We start from the raw sequence: 18045 nt of genomic DNA on the forward strand, positions 1-18045 counted from the left end.
GAGTGCGCCGAGGACGGCGAGGCCGTAGCCCGCCACGCCGAGCGGGGCGAGGCCGGGGCGGGTGCGGTCGCCGAGTGCCACCACGCCCACGATCGCCGGGCCGAACGTCTCGCCGAGCACCATGGCCGCAGTGGCGATGGTCACCGAGCCGTGTTGCAGGGCCGAGGTGAGCAGCAGGAAGCCCGCGCCGCCGGCCAGCAGCAGGGCGTACGTCGCCGGGTCGGTCACGATCGCGCCGGGCGACAGATGGGGGATGAGGCGTACCGCCAGCGTCACCACGCCGAAGCCCAGGCCCGCGCCCAGCCCGAGAGCGGCCGACCGCACCCGAAGGCCCGGCAGCCGGCCCGCGGCCAGCCCCGCGACCAGTGTGAGACCGGCGGCGACGAGCGTGCCCCAGCGCAGGGCGGGCGTCCCGGACCCGTGCCCCCCGCTGCCGGAGGCCGCCGCGAGCAGCCCCACCCGGCACTTCAACACCCTGCTCCGCCGGGCCACGCTCCGCCGCATCCTCTTCCACGACCGCCGGCGCTCGGCGGCAACCCTGCTCCTGGAGCAGGGCGTCGAACTGGTCGTCATCAAAGAGCTGTTGGGTCACGCTCACATCGGCGTGACCGCGACGGTGTACGCCCACGTCCGGCTCCGCCTCCAGCGCCACGCCATCGACCTCCTCGGCAACGCCCTCCGTAACCCCCACGAGTCCGCCACCCGACCCGACGAAGGCGGCGAACCACCACTTCGTGTAGCACCTGTCCACTGACGTTGCCGTCAACTACTGCCGTCAGACACCCCAGAGGCCCTGCCGGAAGTCATTTCCGGCAGGGCCTCTACGCACACTTCGCACGCCAAGACAGGTTCACCTCGTGCTCCCGTCACCGCCGAAGTACGTGCGCGTCGTCGCAGCCTCAGGTCGTGAGCGAGGTAGGGGTGAGTGAAGAGTTGACCACGCCAACCGCGTGACCCGCTACTGTCCGCCCACCACACGATGTAGCCCGGATCCTCCGAAGCCCAACTCCTCCATCCGCGATTGGGCATCCAAAGCGAGCAGCCTGGTCCGCGCAAGGACGCTGACCTGGGGGACATCACCGTACCCCGGATTCAAAAAGCGCTCTACTGACAATGCATAGTCGTCAGATACCCACCACTGGGCAAGGCTGCCAGAGGCGACCAAATCCAACTGCAATGAACCGTCATCCAACAAGCCCAAGACTCTCTGCGGCTCACCTCTGAAAAGCGCAGCAAATCGCCACCCACGAAGCGAATTCCACATTGCAATATTTTCTACCATGTGTCCAACGCCATCGAACAAGGGCCAAAAATCAAAGCCCCAGGAACTCCCAATCCGGCCAGAATCAGAGAGCGTCAGCGCACACTGAATTGCATTGTGTCGCGCCACCCGAACGACATATTCATCCCCGGCTTGCCATGCCTGCAACCGTCCGGTAGAACCTAGTTCGAGCTGACCGGCAAGAGCTCCGTCGGGCACTGTGACTTTCATTCCACCATATACGCGGTTTACTTCACCGACTTGCGCAATGAGTGCTTCAACCTTCCTGGATCGAACCGGTTCCCCCAATCTCTCCACGTCGATAGAGAATTTTCGCTCCGCCTCTGCGCCTTCCTTCAATGATTCCATCTCAAGGAATCGCCTGGCCCTTGAGGACAACCCGGCACTATTATCCTCCATCTTCACCCCTGCGTATTAAGGTACGTGAACATCCGCTGGCATGCCGGACAGGGCAGCAGCTCTTCTCCATGCTCTGCGTAGTCATACCCCTGACTACCTCCAGCGATTTTTACCGCTGCTGGTTTAGCCCCTACGAGCGGCGCCCCTTGCTTCTCAAGGTCGCACAATGCTCCCACCTCTGCACAGCCGCCATGGTGACCGGTCTCTTCAACTGCTTCCCGAACCTTAGGGGTCAAGGTTGAAGGGTTGCGCGCGGAACTCACGCCGTACCCTTTTGCTCCATTCGTGGACGTGACTTCTGAAGCGACATTCGTCCTGCCGATGTTTGCGTCCGCAAGATCAAGCAATTCATCGCTGGGTCCCGTACCACAGTTGTGAACGAGTACCGGCGTGCCACCCGCCAGTACATAGTACGAGTGGAGACCCGCCACGGTGAGGTCGTAGGTGACCGCGGTGGTGTGGTAGTTGCGGACGGCGGTGACGGTGGCGTCGGTGCCGTTGGGTTCGCGGAGGTGGGTGCCGGGGGTGAGGTGGGAGGCGTCGACCCACTGGTGGGTGGTGGCGTTCCAGAAGGGGTGGTGCCAGGTCGTGGTGAGGGTGGCCGGCTTCGGCGCAGCAACCGGGCCGGACTTCGTACGGTCCGGCTGGGGGCCTGCGGCCGGGGTGATGGTGAGCTGGGTGAAGTCGTGGTCGGTGGTGGTCCTGATGACCTTCTCCACCGTGCGGGCCGCGGTCTGCCCGGTCTGCGGGTCGGTGGCCAGGACCTGCTGGCCGACCTCGACATCCGCGATGGGCTCGCTGGTGCCGTTCGCCTCCAGGACCGGGGTGTCGCCGGTGAAGCTGTGCGGCCGCACCACGCAGGCGGCGGCGTCCTCGCCGAGGTCGGCCGCCTCCTTCTCGGCCATCTCCTCCCCGGCCTCGTAGGCCGCGATCTCCAACTCGTCCTCGCCGCCTGTGAAGACGAAGCCCGCCACCAGGGCCCCGGCCTTCGCGCATCCGCCGAGCGAGGGGTCGGAGACGCAGCCGACGACGTCCGAAGCGCCGGAGGCGTGGTAGGCGATCTTGGCGCCCTTGGCGATGTCGCTGGTGAAGGAGCCCCACCGGGACTTCTTCTTCTTGGCCTTGGGCTTCGGCAGCGGGTGCGCCAGCTCGTACTGGTACGTGTAGTAGCTGACGGCCTGCTGGTACAGCAGCCTGTTCAGCTTCGCCGTCGCGTGGCCGTTGCTGTCGGTGTAGCCCTGGTCGTGGTACCAGTCGTGCATCCCCTGGACGTTGCCGAACCCGAGCCCGGTGACGTCGTCGTAGAGCATCGTGCCCGTCGGGTCCGAACCGGTGACCGGGTCGTTGCCCGCGTAGTCGTAGCCCCCCATCTGTGTGGGGTCATCGGCCTCGAAGACGGGGTCCACCGACAGGAACCGCCCGCTGGACGGGTCGTACTCCCGCGCCCCGAGGTTCTCCAGCCCGGTCGCCGCGTCCGGGGTGCCCCCCACGTAGCCGTCGTCCCCGCCCGGCCACACCGAGGGCGCCGTCCGCTCGCCACCGAAGGGGAGGTAGGAGCGCCGGGTGGCGGCCAGGGTCTGGTAGTCGATGGCGAGGGTGTCGGTGCCCTGGCGGTCCGGGATCAGGTACTGCACGTCGCCGCTGCTGGAGCGCTCCGCGATCGTGGTCCCGTCCAGGTCGTAGTAGCGGGTCGCGGTCAGCGCGTGTGTCGCGTTGTCCTCCACGACCTGCTGCCCGTCCAGGAACAGCGTCGTCTGGCCCGGATCGGTCCGCAGTACCAGGTTGCCGTCGGTGTCGTACAGGTATGTGGTGGTTCCGCCGGTCGCGGTGTCCGAGAGCGAGGCCAGCTTTCCCTGGTCGTTCCAGTCCATGGTCTGGGTGCCGGCCTGGGTGGTGACGCTCTTCTCGTCGCCGTCCTTGTCGTAGGTGTAGGAGGCGGTGTGCGCGGTGGCGTCCGGGCCGGAGGCCGTGGTCCCGTTCAAGGTGTGCGGCTGGTCGTCGGCCGAGCCCTGCGCAGGGTAGGTGTAGGTGGTCGTGGTGTCCCCGGCCACCTCACCGCTGGTGTCGTGGTCGGTCTGGGTGGCCCGGTTGCCGGCCGCGTCGTACGTCCAGGACTGCCAGTACGGCTGCGGGCCGCCGACGCTTGCGCTGTCCCCGGGTGCGGGGGTGGCGGCGCAGCCGTCGGTGGCGGTCCACGCCGCGTCCAGGCGGGTCGCGTAGTCGTAGTCGAAGCACTGCTGGTCGGTGACGGCGCCGCTGTTCTGCTTGTCGGTGGTGGAGGTGACCAGGCCGGCCCCGCCGGACACGGCTGCGTCCTGGTAGGAGTAGGAGGTGTTGTCGACGACGGTGGACGACGTGGCGGTGGTGGTCTGCGCGTTGGTCAGCCGCTGCGTCTGCTGGTCGTAGGTCAAGGCCAGCGCGGCCCAGTTGCCGGAGGTGCCCATGGTGTACTGCAGCGGCTTGCCGAACTCGTCGTAGCCGACCGCCGATACGTAGTCCCAGCCGATCGTGGTGCTGTCGCTGCCCGCGCTGATGGGCTGGCCGTACAGGTCGTAGTCGTAGAGGACCTGTTCGCCGGCGATGCCTCCCGCGGCCGCGTAGGAGCGGCTGGCCAGCAGCCCGCTGACGGCGGTGTAGGTGCGGCTGGTCACGTAGCCGCCGGAGGGTTCGAGCGCGGCGTCGGCTGCTGGGAGGTTGGCCAGGGTCTCCCGCTGGCTGCCGGGCAGCCCGAGCCCGTTGTAGTTGAGGACGGTGTTCGTCACCGACGGGCTGCTGGTGCCCTTCTGGTAGGAGGTCGTGGCGGTCGGCAGGCCCTTCTTGACGGTGTCGTACGTCCACGCGCCTGTCTCGTTCGCGGCCGAGGGCGCGGCGCCACCGGTGGTGTCGTAGCTGAAGGTCTTGCGGCCGTCGGCGTCGTAGGCGTAGGTGGCCTGGTGGCCGAGGGCGTCGGTGGTGGTGAGCAGCTGGCCGGCGGCGTCGTAGGTCGAGGTGGTGGTGCCCGCATCCGGGTCGGCTGCGGAGACCTGGTTGCCGAGCAGATCGAACGTCCATGACCACGTGTTGCCGGCCGCGTCGGTCTCGCCGGTGCGGTTGCCGCTCGCGTCGTAGGTGTAGCGGGTGGCGGAGTAGTCCGCGGCGGGGTCGTTCACCGGGTCGGCGGGCACACCGGAGTGGTACTGGTAGACGGCAGTGGTGTTGCCGCGGGCGTCGATGAAGGTGCTCTGCGCGACGCCGCCCTTGGGCGGGACGGTCGTGGTGACGTTGCCGCCGTAGCTGGTGGTGGTGCGCCAGGTCTCGGTGCCGAGCTTGTAGGAGATCGCGGCGGTCTGCCGGCCTGCCCCGTCGTAGAGGTAGCCGGTCGCGGACGGGATGTCGCTGGCCTGCGCCTGGACGAGGGTCGTGGAGACGGCGCTTCCGTTGTGGTATGGGTCGGTGGTGCTGGCCTGCCAGCCGTCGGTGTTGTAGACGGTGTCGGTGACGTTCCGGCCGCCGTCCTCGGTGGCGGTCTGCGTCTCGCGCTGCCGCAGCAGCGAGTCGTAGAGCACCTCGCTGGTGCGGTAGGTGTCATTGGCGTCGTTGTTCAGGGTCTGGGTGGTGACGAGGGAGGGCGCGCTGGCGGAGATGGTGTAGGTGTGCTTGTCGACCGCGGACGTGATGCCGGGTTTGAAGTCGGCGGTGGACCGGCCGAGGGCGTCGTACTGGTGCTTGGTGACGTAGCTCGCCGGGTCGGTGGACGTCAGGGGCAGATCCCGCAGCGGGTCGTACGTGGTCACCGTGGCAAGCGACTTCGGGTCGGTGACGCTGACCGAGGTCGGCGACGCGCCGGTGGCCGGGGTGTAGTGGGTCGTGGTGGTGCGGTTGTCCGCGTCGGTGTCGGTCAGTGTGCGGCCGTACTCGTCGACGGTGCTGCTGGAGGTGGTCGTGAAGACCGGCGTGGAACCGCTGTAGGAGGACGCCTTCTGCGTCATCGTCGCCGTGCCCGAGGTGGGTGCGGCACCGAAGGTGGTGGAGCCGTCGTAGTAGGTACGCGTGTCGGAGACGGCGTCCCGCGGGAAGGAGGGCGTGGTGGAGCAGTCGACCGCGACGGTGGTGTTCTCGTCGGGTGCGTCCAGGATCCAGGCAGTGGTGTTGTCGGCGTAGGTGACGGTGGCGCACTGGTCGTCGGCCGCGGTGCTGACGTCGCCCAGGTCGTCGGTCTTGGTGACGCGGCCGTAGGAGTCGTGGGTGAAGTCGGTCTCCGTCTCACCGGTACGGCCGTCGGAGAACGGGGTGTAGACGCGTTCGCGGCTCTCCCCGGTGAGGTAGGCGTGCTGGGCCGGTAGGCCGCCGGTCAGCGTGTGGGTGGCGCGGGACGCGGACGTCCAGGGGTCGGTGATGGTGTCGGTGACGACCTTTCCGCTGCCCGTGCCGTCGTACCGGATGGCCTCGTAGGGCAGTCCCGCGTACTGGTCGAGGTCGGTGACCGCCGGGTCGCCGCGGGAGTCGGTCACCGTCGCCGACCGCGTCCCGTTGTTCGGCAGGGTGTCGCCGTCCATGCCGCGGAAGTAGGTGTAGTCGGTCTCGGTGATCGGGTCGGGGGCCACGCCGGTGGTGACCTTCATGCCCTGGAAGCCGCGGAAGTCGTTCCAGGTGCGCTGCTTGGACGGGGTCAGGACGCTGTCGTCGTAGTGCCAGGCCGGCGTACCGATCGGCGTGTAATGCGTGGTGATGTCGTCGTTGACGCCGCCGCCGGTCTTGTCCTGTTCCGTGACGGAGGTGACGACGTACTTGTTGAACCAGTCCTGGATGGGTTCGGTCTGGCCGCCCGGTGTCCAGTAGGCGGGGTAGCACAGCTTGGTGTTCTGGCTGGGGTCGGAAGGTGTCGCGCTGCCGCACGCCGCCGAGGAGTAGTCGACGCTGATGACTTCACCGGTCTCGGTGGTGATGGTGTCGAGGCGGTGCCGGGTGATCGGCGGGTATCCGTCGGTGACGTCCACGCGGTTGGCCAGCGGTCGCCCGGCAAGCGTCACTGGCGGCAGGGGGATCGAGGTCGTGGGCCCGGTGCCCTGGGCGTCCTCGCCAGTGCGCACGATGGTGGACAGCCACAGCGACGGTGTGGTCGAGTCCCCGGTCGGCGGGAAGGTGTGCGTGAACGCGTACTTGTCGACGTCGCTGAGCGTGCTGCCGTCCAGCGCCTGGGTCTGGATGCCGGTCAGCTCGTATGTCGACCAGAACGTGGGCGTGTTGACGGTGCAGGCCGCGTTCTGCGCGCACTGCAGGTCGTAGGGGACGTCCGGCCAGTCCTTGGCGGTGGACGAGCTCAGCGTCGAGGTGGCACAGCCGCTGCCGGAGGTGTCGCAGCGACCGCTGACGGTGAAGCTGACCCGGCCGGCCGGAGTCGTGCTGTAGACCTGTCCTGCGCGCTGCCCGTAGTCGATGCGGCTGAGGTAACCGCTGCGGGTGTAGGGCGTGTTGGCGGTGGTGCCCAGGTCCCGGGCGTAGTAGCCGGTGTCGTCGGTGTACCAGTACGACAACGCGTCCTGGTGAGAGTCCACCACGTAGTCGAGGTTCCAGCGGTATGCCTGCTGGCACCAGGAGTTCGCGAACGTCGCGTTGTAGCAGGGCTGTCCGGAGGCGGTGGCGTAGACCGGCTCGGTCCACACCGAGTTGGTGGTGGCGTCGCCTGAGGCGTAGCCGGGAAGCTGGTCGAGGCCGAAGTAGTACTGGGTGCCGTCGTCGCCGGTCACCACCCAGTACTCACCGTTGTGCGCGCCGTTGGAGGCGCCGGTCTCGTACTGGACCCGCTCGTTCGCGTCGTCCTGCGGCCGCCAGGTGCCGGTGGCGTCGTCCTTGATGAGGGTGGAGGATTTTCCGGCCAGCGAGAGCGTGAGCGTGTCGTCGTCCGACCAGCAGTTGTCCTGGGTCTTGGTGGCGCCTGCGGGGTTCTGGTCGCAGGACTGGTAGGAGCGCTCGATGAAGCCGGGGTCGTAGCCGAATCCGTCACCGATCGGCGATGCCTGGTTGTTGGTGGAGGAGGTCAGGCCGTCCTGGGACTGGGAGTTGTAGTCCAGTTCGACCTTGGGCGCGAGCCCGCCGGGCACGGTCGGCGTGACGATCGGGTACGACCAGGAGAAGGCGTCCGAACTGCCGCCGGCCTGCCAGGTCGAGGACGGCTGCAGCGAGGTCGCCGCGAAGTTGCCGCCGCCTCCGCCGGCCGAGGACACAGCGGCCACCACCGTGGTGGACGAGGCGGCCTCGAGCGGGATGTCGGAGGCGGTCAGCGTCTTCGCCGCGGCGTCCCCCTGCGACGCGACGGGCCGCTGTGTGCGGCATCCTGCCTTGTCCGGAGTGGTCAGGGCGCAGGCCGGCAGAGTGACCAGATGCAGCCGGGATGCCCAGTCGCCGCCGAACGCGTCCGCGAACCGGCTGTAGTCCAGGGTCGCTCCGACATCCGCACGGGTCTGGGAAGCACGGCCCTCTGCGGTGAGCGACAGCAGGACGCCGTTGACGCCCGCCGCCTGTGCCGAGGCGCGTGGCAGCACCTTCACGGCGACCGTGGGAGGTGCCGTGAGCCGAGCAGCCGCGTGCTTCCCGGACGAGGACTTCCCGGCGGCGGGCTTCGGCGCGTCGGGCTTATCGGGGGCGCCGATCCACACCGGGAGCGAGCCGGCCCGCTGCGCAATCCCCAAGGAGTCCGCGTCGAGGGCGACTTCGGCGCTGCCGGACGGCCATACCGCCGCGCTCGGCCGGTAGCTGGGCATCGGCTTCGGCTTGGCGTACTTCGACACCACCGCGGTCACCGGGACCGACGTCGCCTTCGGCGGGGCCGGCGGCTTGCCGGGGGCCGACGCCTGCGCCGGAACCGCCTGAAGCAGCGCCGCGCACACCGCCAGAGCACCTGCCACAGCGGTGAACGCGCGCAGCGAGGACGCCCGCAGCGAGCGTGGCGTGCTTCCGGCCGACATCCTCGCCGTTCGTCGCCGGTGCCGTGCCCAGCCAGAAGCCACGTGCCCCACCCCTCACCCTCGGTGACCGATCACGTGACGGCACGCGATCATCCGCCGGGAAACTACCAACCCCCCTGACCTGCCTAACTCCCATTACCAACACATGACCCGATATTCACTTTTACTAATTCGACACACTTCCCATACAACTGGGCGGAATCGCTGACTCCGCGTTATCACCCCCACTGGCATGGGCTTTTGTCCTCTTCTAGCGTCTGACCGGACCGGAATCACCGGCCTTCGGACGGGAGATCACGTGACGCGCTCGCACCACGCACCAGCCCGGACGGGTCAAGCCGCACGGTCGGGGGGACCGCAGGGATGCTTGAGGACGGCCGCCGTAGCCGCACTCGCTCTGCTCGCCTCCGCCGCTCTGGCCCTGCCCGCCTCCGCCGCACCAGCACAGCCCGACACCGGCACGGGCCAGGACAACTACTCGTCCGGCCAGTCGGCCCCCGTCACCCCGGCGACGCCGGCCGACCCCGCCGTGCCCCGTCTCGACGACGGCTACGGGCCGGATGCCGCGCAGTCACAGGCCATGCAGAAGGCCGCCGCCGAAGCCGCCGACACCGGTCAGCCCGTCGCCGTGGACAGCCTGACCACCCCCGAGCAACAGGTCACCGCGCTGCCCGGCGGGGGATTCCAGCTGAACGCGAACCCGGAGCCCGTGCGCGCACGGAAGGCAGGCGCCTGGGTCCCGGTCGACACCGCCCTCCATCAGGCTCCCGATGGCCGATGGGCGCCTTCCGCCACCGCGTACGGCACGGTCTCCTTCTCCGCCGGTGGTGACACCGCCCTGGTGACCAGCTCCTACGCCGGCACAGCCGTCACCATCCGCTGGCCGCACGCACTGCCGGCTCCCGAGATCGACGGGGCGACCGCCACCTACCCGGACGTGCTGCCGTCGGTCGATCTGAAGCTGACCGCCACGTCCTCCGGCGGCTTCAGCGACGTGCTGGTCGTCAAGTCACCTGCCGCAGCAGCGCGCCCGGACCTCGCCACCCTCGAACTCGCCACCTCCGTCACGGGAGGTACCCTGCATCACTCCGGGAACGGGCTGAGGGTCGCAGACCACGCGGGGAACGAAGTGATGTCGGCGGCCACGCCCCTGATGTGGGACTCCAACACCACGCTGCCCGCGAACACCTCGCACAGCGCCGCGGCCTCACGGGTCCCGACGGCCGCCGACCCGTCCGACGCAGCCCACGCGGGACTGGCCGCACACATCGCACCGGTCATGACCTCGGTCAGCGGCTCCCGGCTCACCCTCACACCGCAGCAGAGCCTGCTCACCGCGCGCACCACCGTCTTCCCGGTCTACATCGACCCGACGTTCAACTGGCACCCGTCCAGCCCGGGCGCTCCGGCCTTCGACGAGGTCAAGCAGGGCTGCCCCGGCACGTCCTTCTACAACAGCACCGGCAAGCTCGCCGACAACGGCAACCTCGGCGTCGGCTACAACGGCTGGGCCGAAGGCGACTGCAACACCGGCGACGAACACGCCATCTACCAGTGGAAGCTCTCCTCCACACTCTTCGGCGCGCACATCAACAGCGCCACAGTGGAAGCCACCGAGGTCTTCACGGCCGCCTGCTCGGGCACCTACCCGGTCAACCTGCACTGGTCGGGCGGAATCGGCTCCGGCACCGACTGGAGCAACCGCCCCAAGTACAACAGCTACTCGACCTCCGTCGACTTCGCCCGCGGCTACAACCCGGACCTGTGCCCGTCGGCCGGCGACGTCAGCCACGGCTTCAACGTCCTCACCCCCATCAAGGCCGATGCCTCCGGGCACTCCGCCTCCTTCACCGCCACCCTGAGCGAGGACAGCACCGAGTCGTCCCGCAACGACTTCGGGTTCTCCCGCTTCTCGCACAACCCGAGCCTGCAGATCGAGTACAACACCAAGCCCTCGGTGCCCTCGGCCGCGACCATGGCCGCGATCTCGGGGGCGGACGACGCCGCGTGCGACACCACCGCCCCGTACCCGTACATGGGCAAGACACTCGCCAGCACCCCGCCGATCCTTGAGGCCAAGGTCTCCGACAAGGACGCCGACAAGCTCCGCGCCACCTTCCAGTACTGGGTCGACGGCAGCACCACCAAGGCCACCGGTCTGAGCAACGACAACCTCAGCAGCGGCACCTACGCCAAGTTCAGCCTGCCCGCGAGCTTCGTCAGCTCCCTCACCAACGGCAAAACCGTCGACTGGCAGGCGGAAGTCACCGACGGCGAGGACTCCACCACCTTCGCCCAGTCCCCCACCTGCCACTTCACGGCAGAACCCACCGCGCCCGACGCACCCACCGTGACCTCCGAGAACGACCTCTACCCGAACACCGACCAGGACGGAGGCGTCGGCGCAGCCGCGGGCACGGCAGGGACATTCGACGTCGCCACCGCCGGTGGGGCGAGCGCCGCGAAGTTCGTCTGGTCCCTCGACGTGCCGCCGCCCACCAGCAACCCGCCGGCCGCGCAGACCGTGCCCGCCTCCTCCGGCAAGGGCCAGATCAGCGCCACCCCGTACGCGCCCGGCCCGCACACGCTGTGGGTCTACGCCGTGGACGCCGCGGGCGACGACTCCGGCACCACCGGATACCCCTTCCTCGCCACCGGCGACCCCGGCAGCACCTGCTCCACCCTGAGCGCCTGCTTCGACAACACCGCCATCAGCGCCGACACCGCCACCGCGAAGGCCGACATCGACGGCAGCGGCGACAGCTTCTCCGCCACCGACCTGGCCAATGCCGGCTGGACCAGTGGCGGAAAGGTCACCGTCGACGGCGCCACGTTCACCCTGCCCGCCTTCGGCTCCGGCCAGAAGGACAACGTCCTCGCCGACAACCAGACCGTCGGCTTCAGCGGCTCCGGCAGCGCACTGGAATTCCTCCTCACCGCCACCGACGCCAACCTCGCCACCCCCGGCGCCATCGACGGCGACCAGACCGCCCCCTACGTCCCCGAAGGGACAGAAGTCGTCGGCTCCTACTGCTTCGACGGCACCACGCCGAACGGCCCCTGCGCCGCGACCGGCTCCATCACCTACACCGACGGCACCTCGGTGCCCTACGTCCTGACCGTGCCCAACTGGTGGGACATGGGCGGCTCTCTGCCCACCGTCGTCCTGCCGCACCGCAATGACGCCACCGGCACCCATGCCTCACCGCACGGGCTGTTCGCATTCTCCGTCCCCACCAACCCCGGCAAGACCATCGCCTCCGTCACCCTGCCGGACGTCGGCAACCACATCGGCTTCCAGGCCCCGACGCTGCACATCTTCGGCATGGCCACCCGCAACACCACCGCCGGCACCCCCGAAGCCACCGGCACCACCGCCGCCGCCCCCGACGGCCAGTCCTGGACCGGCGCCTGGGCCAACCCCAACGAGGGCCAGTACAACTTCCAGGGCACCGCCTTCTCCAACCAGACCTTCCGGGTCGCCCTGAAGCCCTCGCTGTCCGGCGGCACCGTACGCGTCAAACTCGACAACGCCCTCGGCGCGAGCAAGCTGACCATCGGACACGCCACCGTCGCAGTCGACTCCGGCTCGGAATCCCCCTCCCCGATACCCGCGGGAGCACCGGCGACACTGAAGTTCGGCGGCGCCCAGTCCGTCACCATCCCCGCCGGCGGCTCCGTCTACAGTGACCCGCTGGGCTTCTCCGTCACCGCCGGCCAGTACTTGCTGGTCTCCTACCAGCTGTCCAACTCCGTGCCCTATCTGGTGCAGCACTCGTTCGCCAACACCGCCTACGAGTACCTCACCGCCGTCGGCGCCGGCGACAAGACCACCGACACCACGGGAACCCCCTTCGCCGAGCAGTGGAACGGCTGGTACACCGACCTGGTGACCAACCTCGACGTCATCTCCGCCGGGACCCCCACCCAGGCCGTACTCGGCGACGGTCTCATCGACGCCTTCCAGCCCAACACCCACCCCGTCACCAACGGCACCCGCGTCTCCGACGCCCTGGCCGACGCCGAACCCACCACCCCCCACCCCTACGGCACCATCGCCGAAGGCATCGAGTCCAACGACCTGATGACCGACAACCCCCAGACCTACAACGGCAACACGGTCGGCGGCCCCGCGGTCCTCTCCCGCATCGACCGCGACCTCCTCGACCAACCCGGCATCAGCAACGTCGTCATCACCGAGGGACTCGAAGACCTCCTCCAGGGCACCACCAGCGACGCACTCGAATCCAACGGCTACACCGCGCTCGTCCAGCAACTCCAAGGCTGGGGCATCGCCACGACCATCGCCTCTCTCACCCCGTGCGAGGGATACGGCGGAAGCGGGGCCACCCCCGACGATCCCTGCACCGCCGACACCGACACCAACCGCACCGCCGTCAACGACTGGCTCAGCGGCATGCCCCTGGGCACCCCATGGGACACCGCGCCGGTCTACAACGCAGACTTCGACACGGCGCTGGCCGTGCCCGACTCCACCACCGGTGAGGAGAAACTCGCCACCGCCGCCGACACCGGCGATCACGTCAACCTCACGGACGCCGGCTACGCCGCCGAGACACTCGCCATCATCTCCCCCCACGACACCTGGAACTTCGACGACGGCGACGGCTTCACCCTCGCCACCGACACCGCACCCACCGACACCCCCACCACCGCGAACGACACCACCACCGGGGTCGGCGCCGAACCCCTGACCCTCGCCGGGACGACCACCTGGACCGACGACCCCACCCGCGGCGAAACCCTCACCTTCGACGGCGCCACGGGCGAAGCCGACAGCACCGGACCCGCGCTCGACACCACCGGCAGCTACTCCCTCTCCGCCTGGGTCAAACTCAGCTCGCTCCCCGCCCACAACGCCACCGTCGCCGCCCAGTCCGGCACCGTGAACAGCCCCTTCTACCTGCAGTACAACTACACCGCCGCAGGTGCTCCCGGCTGGGCGCTCAGCTTCACCAAAGCCGACACCGCGAGCCCCGGCTTCTGGACCGCGGCGACCACCGGCGCCACGACCAGCTGGACCCACCTCGTCGGCACCTACAACGCCACCACTCACACCGCCCGCCTCTACGTCAACGGCACCCTGGCCGCCACCGCCACCGGCGTCACCTCCTGGAACGCCACCGGACCCTTCACCGCCGGCCACGACCAGTACAACGGCGCCGACGGCGACCACCTCCCTGGGGCCATCAGCGATCTCCAGGCCTGGAACTACACCCTCGACCCCAACCAGGTCACCGCCCTCTACCAGCAGATCCCCTGACCACCCCCTCAGTGAGAGCGCGCGGCCTACTACTGCGGGTGGCCGCGCGCTCACCACCGCCAGGGGAACTCGACCAGACCCCCTGCTGCCCGCCAGGCCCCCGGACGACCCGCGACGTGCGGGTCCCACGCCCGGTAGGGCTCACCGCTTGCGCAAGCGGCTGACCCCTCAGAGAAGAGTCCCCGGTGACCGCATCGCGGGCGGGCGCGGCAGCGGGGGCGGTGGTGGCAGTAGCGTACGAGGGAGGCGCTCCCGTACCAGCCAGGTGGCGGGCGCGGTCTCGGGGAGTCCGCGGCGGCCGGTGCCGCCCCGCTCCTGCAGCACGCGCGGTTCACGGCGGGGCTCCCGCCGGGCCGCGGCAGCTCCTTCACGGCGGAACGGTGACACGCATGACGACAGTCGCATACCAAGGCGAACCCGGCTCCAACTCGTCCACGGCGGCGCGCGAGCTGTTCCCCGGCTGCACGGAGCTGCCCTGCACGGGCTTCGAGGAGGCGCTGGACGCGGTGACCCTCGGTACGGCGGACCTCGCGGTGATCCCCGTGGACAACTCGACCGCCGGCCGGGTCGCCGACGTGCACCACCTGCTGCCGGAGTCGGGGCTGTCGATCGTCGCGGAGTACTTCCTCGCCATCCGCTTCGACCTGGTGGGGGTGCGCGGGGCGTCACTCGCCGGGGTCGAGTGCGTACGCAGCCACGTGCACGCGCTCGGGCAGTGCCGCAAGGTGCTGCGGAAGGGGGGCTGGCGCACGCTGGTCACCGACGACACCGCGGGCGCCGCCCGCGAAGTGGCCGAACTCGGCGACCCGCGGCACGCGGCACTCGCGCCACCGCTCGCGGCCAGCCTGTACGACCTGGAGGTGCTCCAGGCCGGCGTCGAGGACAACCCGGACAACACGACGCGGTTCGTCGTCCTGTCCCGCGAGGGCGCTTCCCCGGCCGCGGAAGCGCCCGAGGGCCCGATGATGACCAGCCTGTTCTTCTGCGTGCGCAACATCCCGAGCGCTCTCTACAAGGCGCTGGGCGGTTTCGCGAGCAACGCGGTGAACCTCACGAAGATCGAGAGCTACCAGATGGGCGCGGGCCTCAACCCGAGCCGCTTCTACGTGGAGATCGAGGGCCACCCCGCCGAGCCGCACGTGGCCCTGGCCCTCGAAGAGCTCCACTTCTTCTCCTCCGAAGTCCGCATCCTGGGCACCTACCCCGCCCACCCCCACCGCACGGAGTCCCGCTAGCAGGTGCCGCTACCCGCTCAGGGGCATTCAGGTCGCGCGGCACTCCGCGGGCCGGCAGCGACGGTGAGCTGCCCGATCCGGATGCGGGAGGGGCTGCGGCCGTGGCCGGATCCTGCGTGCCCGGCCGGGGCAGGACGTTGTGCGAGGCCGAGCGGGGCAGCGCAGCGGAGGGCGATCGGTCCCGGCGGCGGGATCGGGTCTCAGCAGCGGGGCGGAACCGAGGGGGCCGTGCTAGCGTGGCGGTGGGTTGCAGCCGTGGTTGCCGGAGAGTCCGGCTCCGGACCGGGCCGATCGCCGCGGCAGGGCGGACTTCCCACCCGGAGTTCCAGACATCGCATCCGAGAACGCCTACTTCACCGCCGGGACCTGCACCTTCGAGGCGCGGGCTCCGGCTCGCCGCGTTTCACGAGGTGCGCCGCGACGGCCAGGAGGGTTCGCATCGAGCGTGACCGCCTGCTCCGGTACGGGGCCGCAACGGGGAAGGCCCGGCGACGCTCCCCCGTCAGGCCGCACCCCTGCCCGAAGTCCCCGGCCGGACCTCGCTCCCGGCCCGTTGGCCCCTTCTCCGACCAGCCACTTCTCCAGCTCTTGTGAGGCTTCATGCGTTGCATCATCGCCCGGTACCCGTTCGACCTGACCAAGGACGGAGTGCTGGACTCCATGAAGGGCATCGCGCCCGAGCCCGTCACCGGCCGGTCCGTCGTCATCGGCCGCCGCCGCTACCCGATCAAGCAGGTCGGGCAGGTGATCACCCGACAGGACCCCCGCGACTTCACGGGTGACGAGGTCGCGCGTGCGTTGACCCGTCTCGGGTTCACCTGCGAGGAGCAGCCGCCGGCGGCAGACGTCCCGACACCGCTTCAGGCCGCCTCGGCGCTGTTCGGAACCGCCGACACACCGCAGGAGTGACGACCGGCGGGTGACCGCCGCACAGACTCAGCGGGGGCCCTGCCGACACGTGTCGGCAGGGCCCCCGATGCCGTACGGGCCGGACCACGAGCGGAGGACCGGTGCGCCCACATCGGCACAGAGCACCGGCGCGCAGCCGATCCGTCCCGGCCCCGCCGGCCCGGCGCTGAACCGAACGCGCCGTACGTGCCCGCTCCTGACTGTCCACCGCAACGCCCGAGCCCGCAGCAGCGGCCGGGACGCTACGTCGCGCTGCCCACCCAGGAGTGGGCGGGGTTCGTGGCGTCGCAGGGCCATTGGACCGCGTCGGCGCCGTTCGTGGTGCTGCCGCCGTAGATCGTCAGGCACTGCGCGCTCTCGCCGTTGAAGAGGATCGAGCCGTCGCCCGCGGCTCCCGTCGCACGGGTCCACTCCTGGGAGGCGCTGCCGTTGCAGTCCCACTGAACCAGCAGCGCGCCGTTCGTGCTGCTGCCGCCGTAGACCGTCAGGCAGCGGCCGCTCTGGAAGTTGCGGATCGTGTCGCCGCTCCAGTACCAGTTCTGCGGGCTCGTGCCGTCGCAGTCCCACTGCACGACGTCCGCCCCGTTGTTGAGGCTCGCCCCGTACGGCAGCAGGCACTTTCCGCTGTTGACGTTCTTGAAGCGCACCGTGCTGATCGCGCTCGCGGCCGGGTCGATGTCGAACACCACCCGCTGCGGGTACACCTCGTCCGCCTGGTCGACCTCGTTGACGCCGTGGATGCGGTCGGCGCCCGCGTCGTAGTCGAGGTTCTGCGTCATGTCGGGGGCCGCGGTCAGCACCGAAGGGGCCGCGCCCGGGGCGCCCTTGTGGATGCAGTCGCTCTCGCGGTAGCCGTTGTCGAAGCTGCTCGGGCAGGTACCGCTGATGAAGAAGGCGCCGTCGGCGAAGACCACGCCCTGCATGTGCCAGACCGGCGAGACCCACGCGGCGGTGGCCGCGCTGCTGCCGTGCGCCGTGGCGGAGACCGGCAGGCCGGTGTCGAGGTCGAACGGCCAGCGCATCAGGCGCCCGCCGGGCGCGTTGTCCTGCACGTACTCGGCGGAGGTCAGCGCCTGGTCCGCCCGGTCGAAGCTCATGGCGTTCAGGCAGGGGCCGTCGCCGGTCAAGGACGCGCAGGCGCCGTCGGCGAGGCCGGTGGTGGAGTAGCTGTAGCGCACGGGCAGGAGGTAGGTGAAGCCCTGGAAGCCGATGGAGTCCCGTCGCAGGTCGCCGAGTTGGTAGACGTCGAGCCTCTTGCCGTAGCCGACCAGGAGGTTGTCGCCGTACCAGACGACGCTGTCCACATGGCCCGGCCGGGTGGTGAAGGCGCCGGCCGTCCCGGGGGTGATCAGCAGGACGTCCACGTAGCGGGGAGTGGCGCTGTCGCGGTCGATGAAGCGCAACTTGGCGAGGCTGTCGGATGCCGCGTGCCAGGAGGTCACCTCCCAGCGGTGCCCGCCCCAGGTGCCGTCGGAGGTCTTGGCGTGCGGAAGTGAAAGCCCTTGCGGGGCCCAGCCGTTGGTGCCGCTCTCGTCGGCGGAGTCGTCCCAGCAGTAACCGGCCGCGTGGACACCGGGGTTGAAGGGCGTCGGGTAGCACAGGCCGGACCGGCCGGCCGTGCCGGTACCCGCCAGACCGGTGAGGGACTGCGTCGAGAGCGCGGGATTCTGCGCCAACTGGCCGATGTCGTCGGCGTGGTCGGGCAGTGCGGTGAGCTGGAAGCTGCTCGCGTCGATCGGGTCGATGCCGGACGCGGCGTGCGCGGTACCCGCGCCCGCTCCCGCCCACAGCCCGCCGGCGAGCACGACGGCCGCCGTCCATGTACGCAGCAGCCGCGCGGCGCGGCCGAGGTTCCGGAGATGGGGTGCCATGGGCCACCCTCCTGCCTGGTGTGGGACATGCGGTCACGGGACATCAGTGGCGTCCGCCGACCGGACGCCACCCACCGAGGCGCCACCCTCTCATGCCCCACCGCCCGGAATCCGAGTCGCG

The 18045-nt window shown here is 69.7% G+C and carries 6 protein-coding genes and 2 pseudogenes; 4 read left to right on the forward strand and 4 right to left on the reverse strand.

Annotated features, from left to right (window positions below; all coding sequences use genetic code 11):
* A pseudogene (locus BLR33_RS26820) lies at positions 1 to 471 on the reverse strand (hypothetical protein); the annotation flags it as partial.
* Here BLR33_RS26820 and BLR33_RS26825 point away from each other — a divergent pair.
* Positions 458 to 754 (forward strand): annotated as a pseudogene (locus BLR33_RS26825) (tyrosine-type recombinase/integrase); the annotation flags it as partial. The pseudogenes BLR33_RS26820 and BLR33_RS26825 sit on opposite strands and share 14 nt — an antisense overlap.
* A gap of 204 nt (positions 755 to 958) precedes the next feature.
* Here the strand turns inward: BLR33_RS26825 and BLR33_RS34835 are convergent.
* Together BLR33_RS34835 and BLR33_RS26830 are read right to left on the reverse strand one after the other, a co-directional pair.
* Positions 959 to 1630 (reverse strand): hypothetical protein, encoded by a 672-nt coding sequence (locus tag BLR33_RS34835; protein WP_176930512.1) that lies wholly within the window; start codon positions 1628 to 1630, stop codon positions 959 to 961.
* Positions 1631 to 1683: 53 nt separating this feature from the next.
* Complete coding sequence (locus BLR33_RS26830; protein WP_093787207.1) at positions 1684 to 8625, reverse strand: RHS repeat-associated core domain-containing protein; 6942 nt, start codon at positions 8623 to 8625, stop codon at positions 1684 to 1686.
* 367 nt (positions 8626 to 8992) lie between these two features.
* On the opposite strand from BLR33_RS26830, the gene BLR33_RS36785 reads away from it, so the two are divergent.
* From BLR33_RS36785 to BLR33_RS26845, 3 genes are all read left to right on the forward strand, one after another.
* Positions 8993 to 13909: a LamG-like jellyroll fold domain-containing protein gene (locus BLR33_RS36785; RefSeq protein ID WP_265737051.1), complete on the forward strand. Its 4917-nt coding sequence runs from the start codon at positions 8993 to 8995 to the stop codon at positions 13907 to 13909.
* Between the two features lie 389 nt (positions 13910 to 14298).
* Positions 14299 to 15144 carry a prephenate dehydratase gene (locus BLR33_RS26840; RefSeq protein WP_093787208.1) on the forward strand — a complete coding sequence of 282 codons (846 nt, stop codon included), beginning with the start codon at positions 14299 to 14301 and terminating at the stop codon, positions 15142 to 15144.
* Between the two features lie 600 nt (positions 15145 to 15744).
* Positions 15745 to 16053: an SCO5918 family protein gene (locus tag BLR33_RS26845; protein WP_093787209.1), complete on the forward strand. Its 309-nt coding sequence runs from the start codon at positions 15745 to 15747 to the stop codon at positions 16051 to 16053.
* A gap of 242 nt (positions 16054 to 16295) precedes the next feature.
* On the opposite strand, the gene BLR33_RS26850 is transcribed toward BLR33_RS26845, so the two are convergent.
* On the reverse strand, positions 16296 to 17924 hold the full coding sequence (locus tag BLR33_RS26850) for an RICIN domain-containing protein (protein ID WP_093787210.1): 1629 nt from the start codon (positions 17922 to 17924) through the stop codon (positions 16296 to 16298).
* Between the last annotated feature and the right edge of the window lie 121 nt (positions 17925 to 18045).

This window comes from Actinacidiphila guanduensis, assembly GCF_900103985.1.
GTDB classification, from domain to species: Bacteria; Actinomycetota; Actinomycetes; order Streptomycetales; family Streptomycetaceae; genus Actinacidiphila; species Actinacidiphila guanduensis.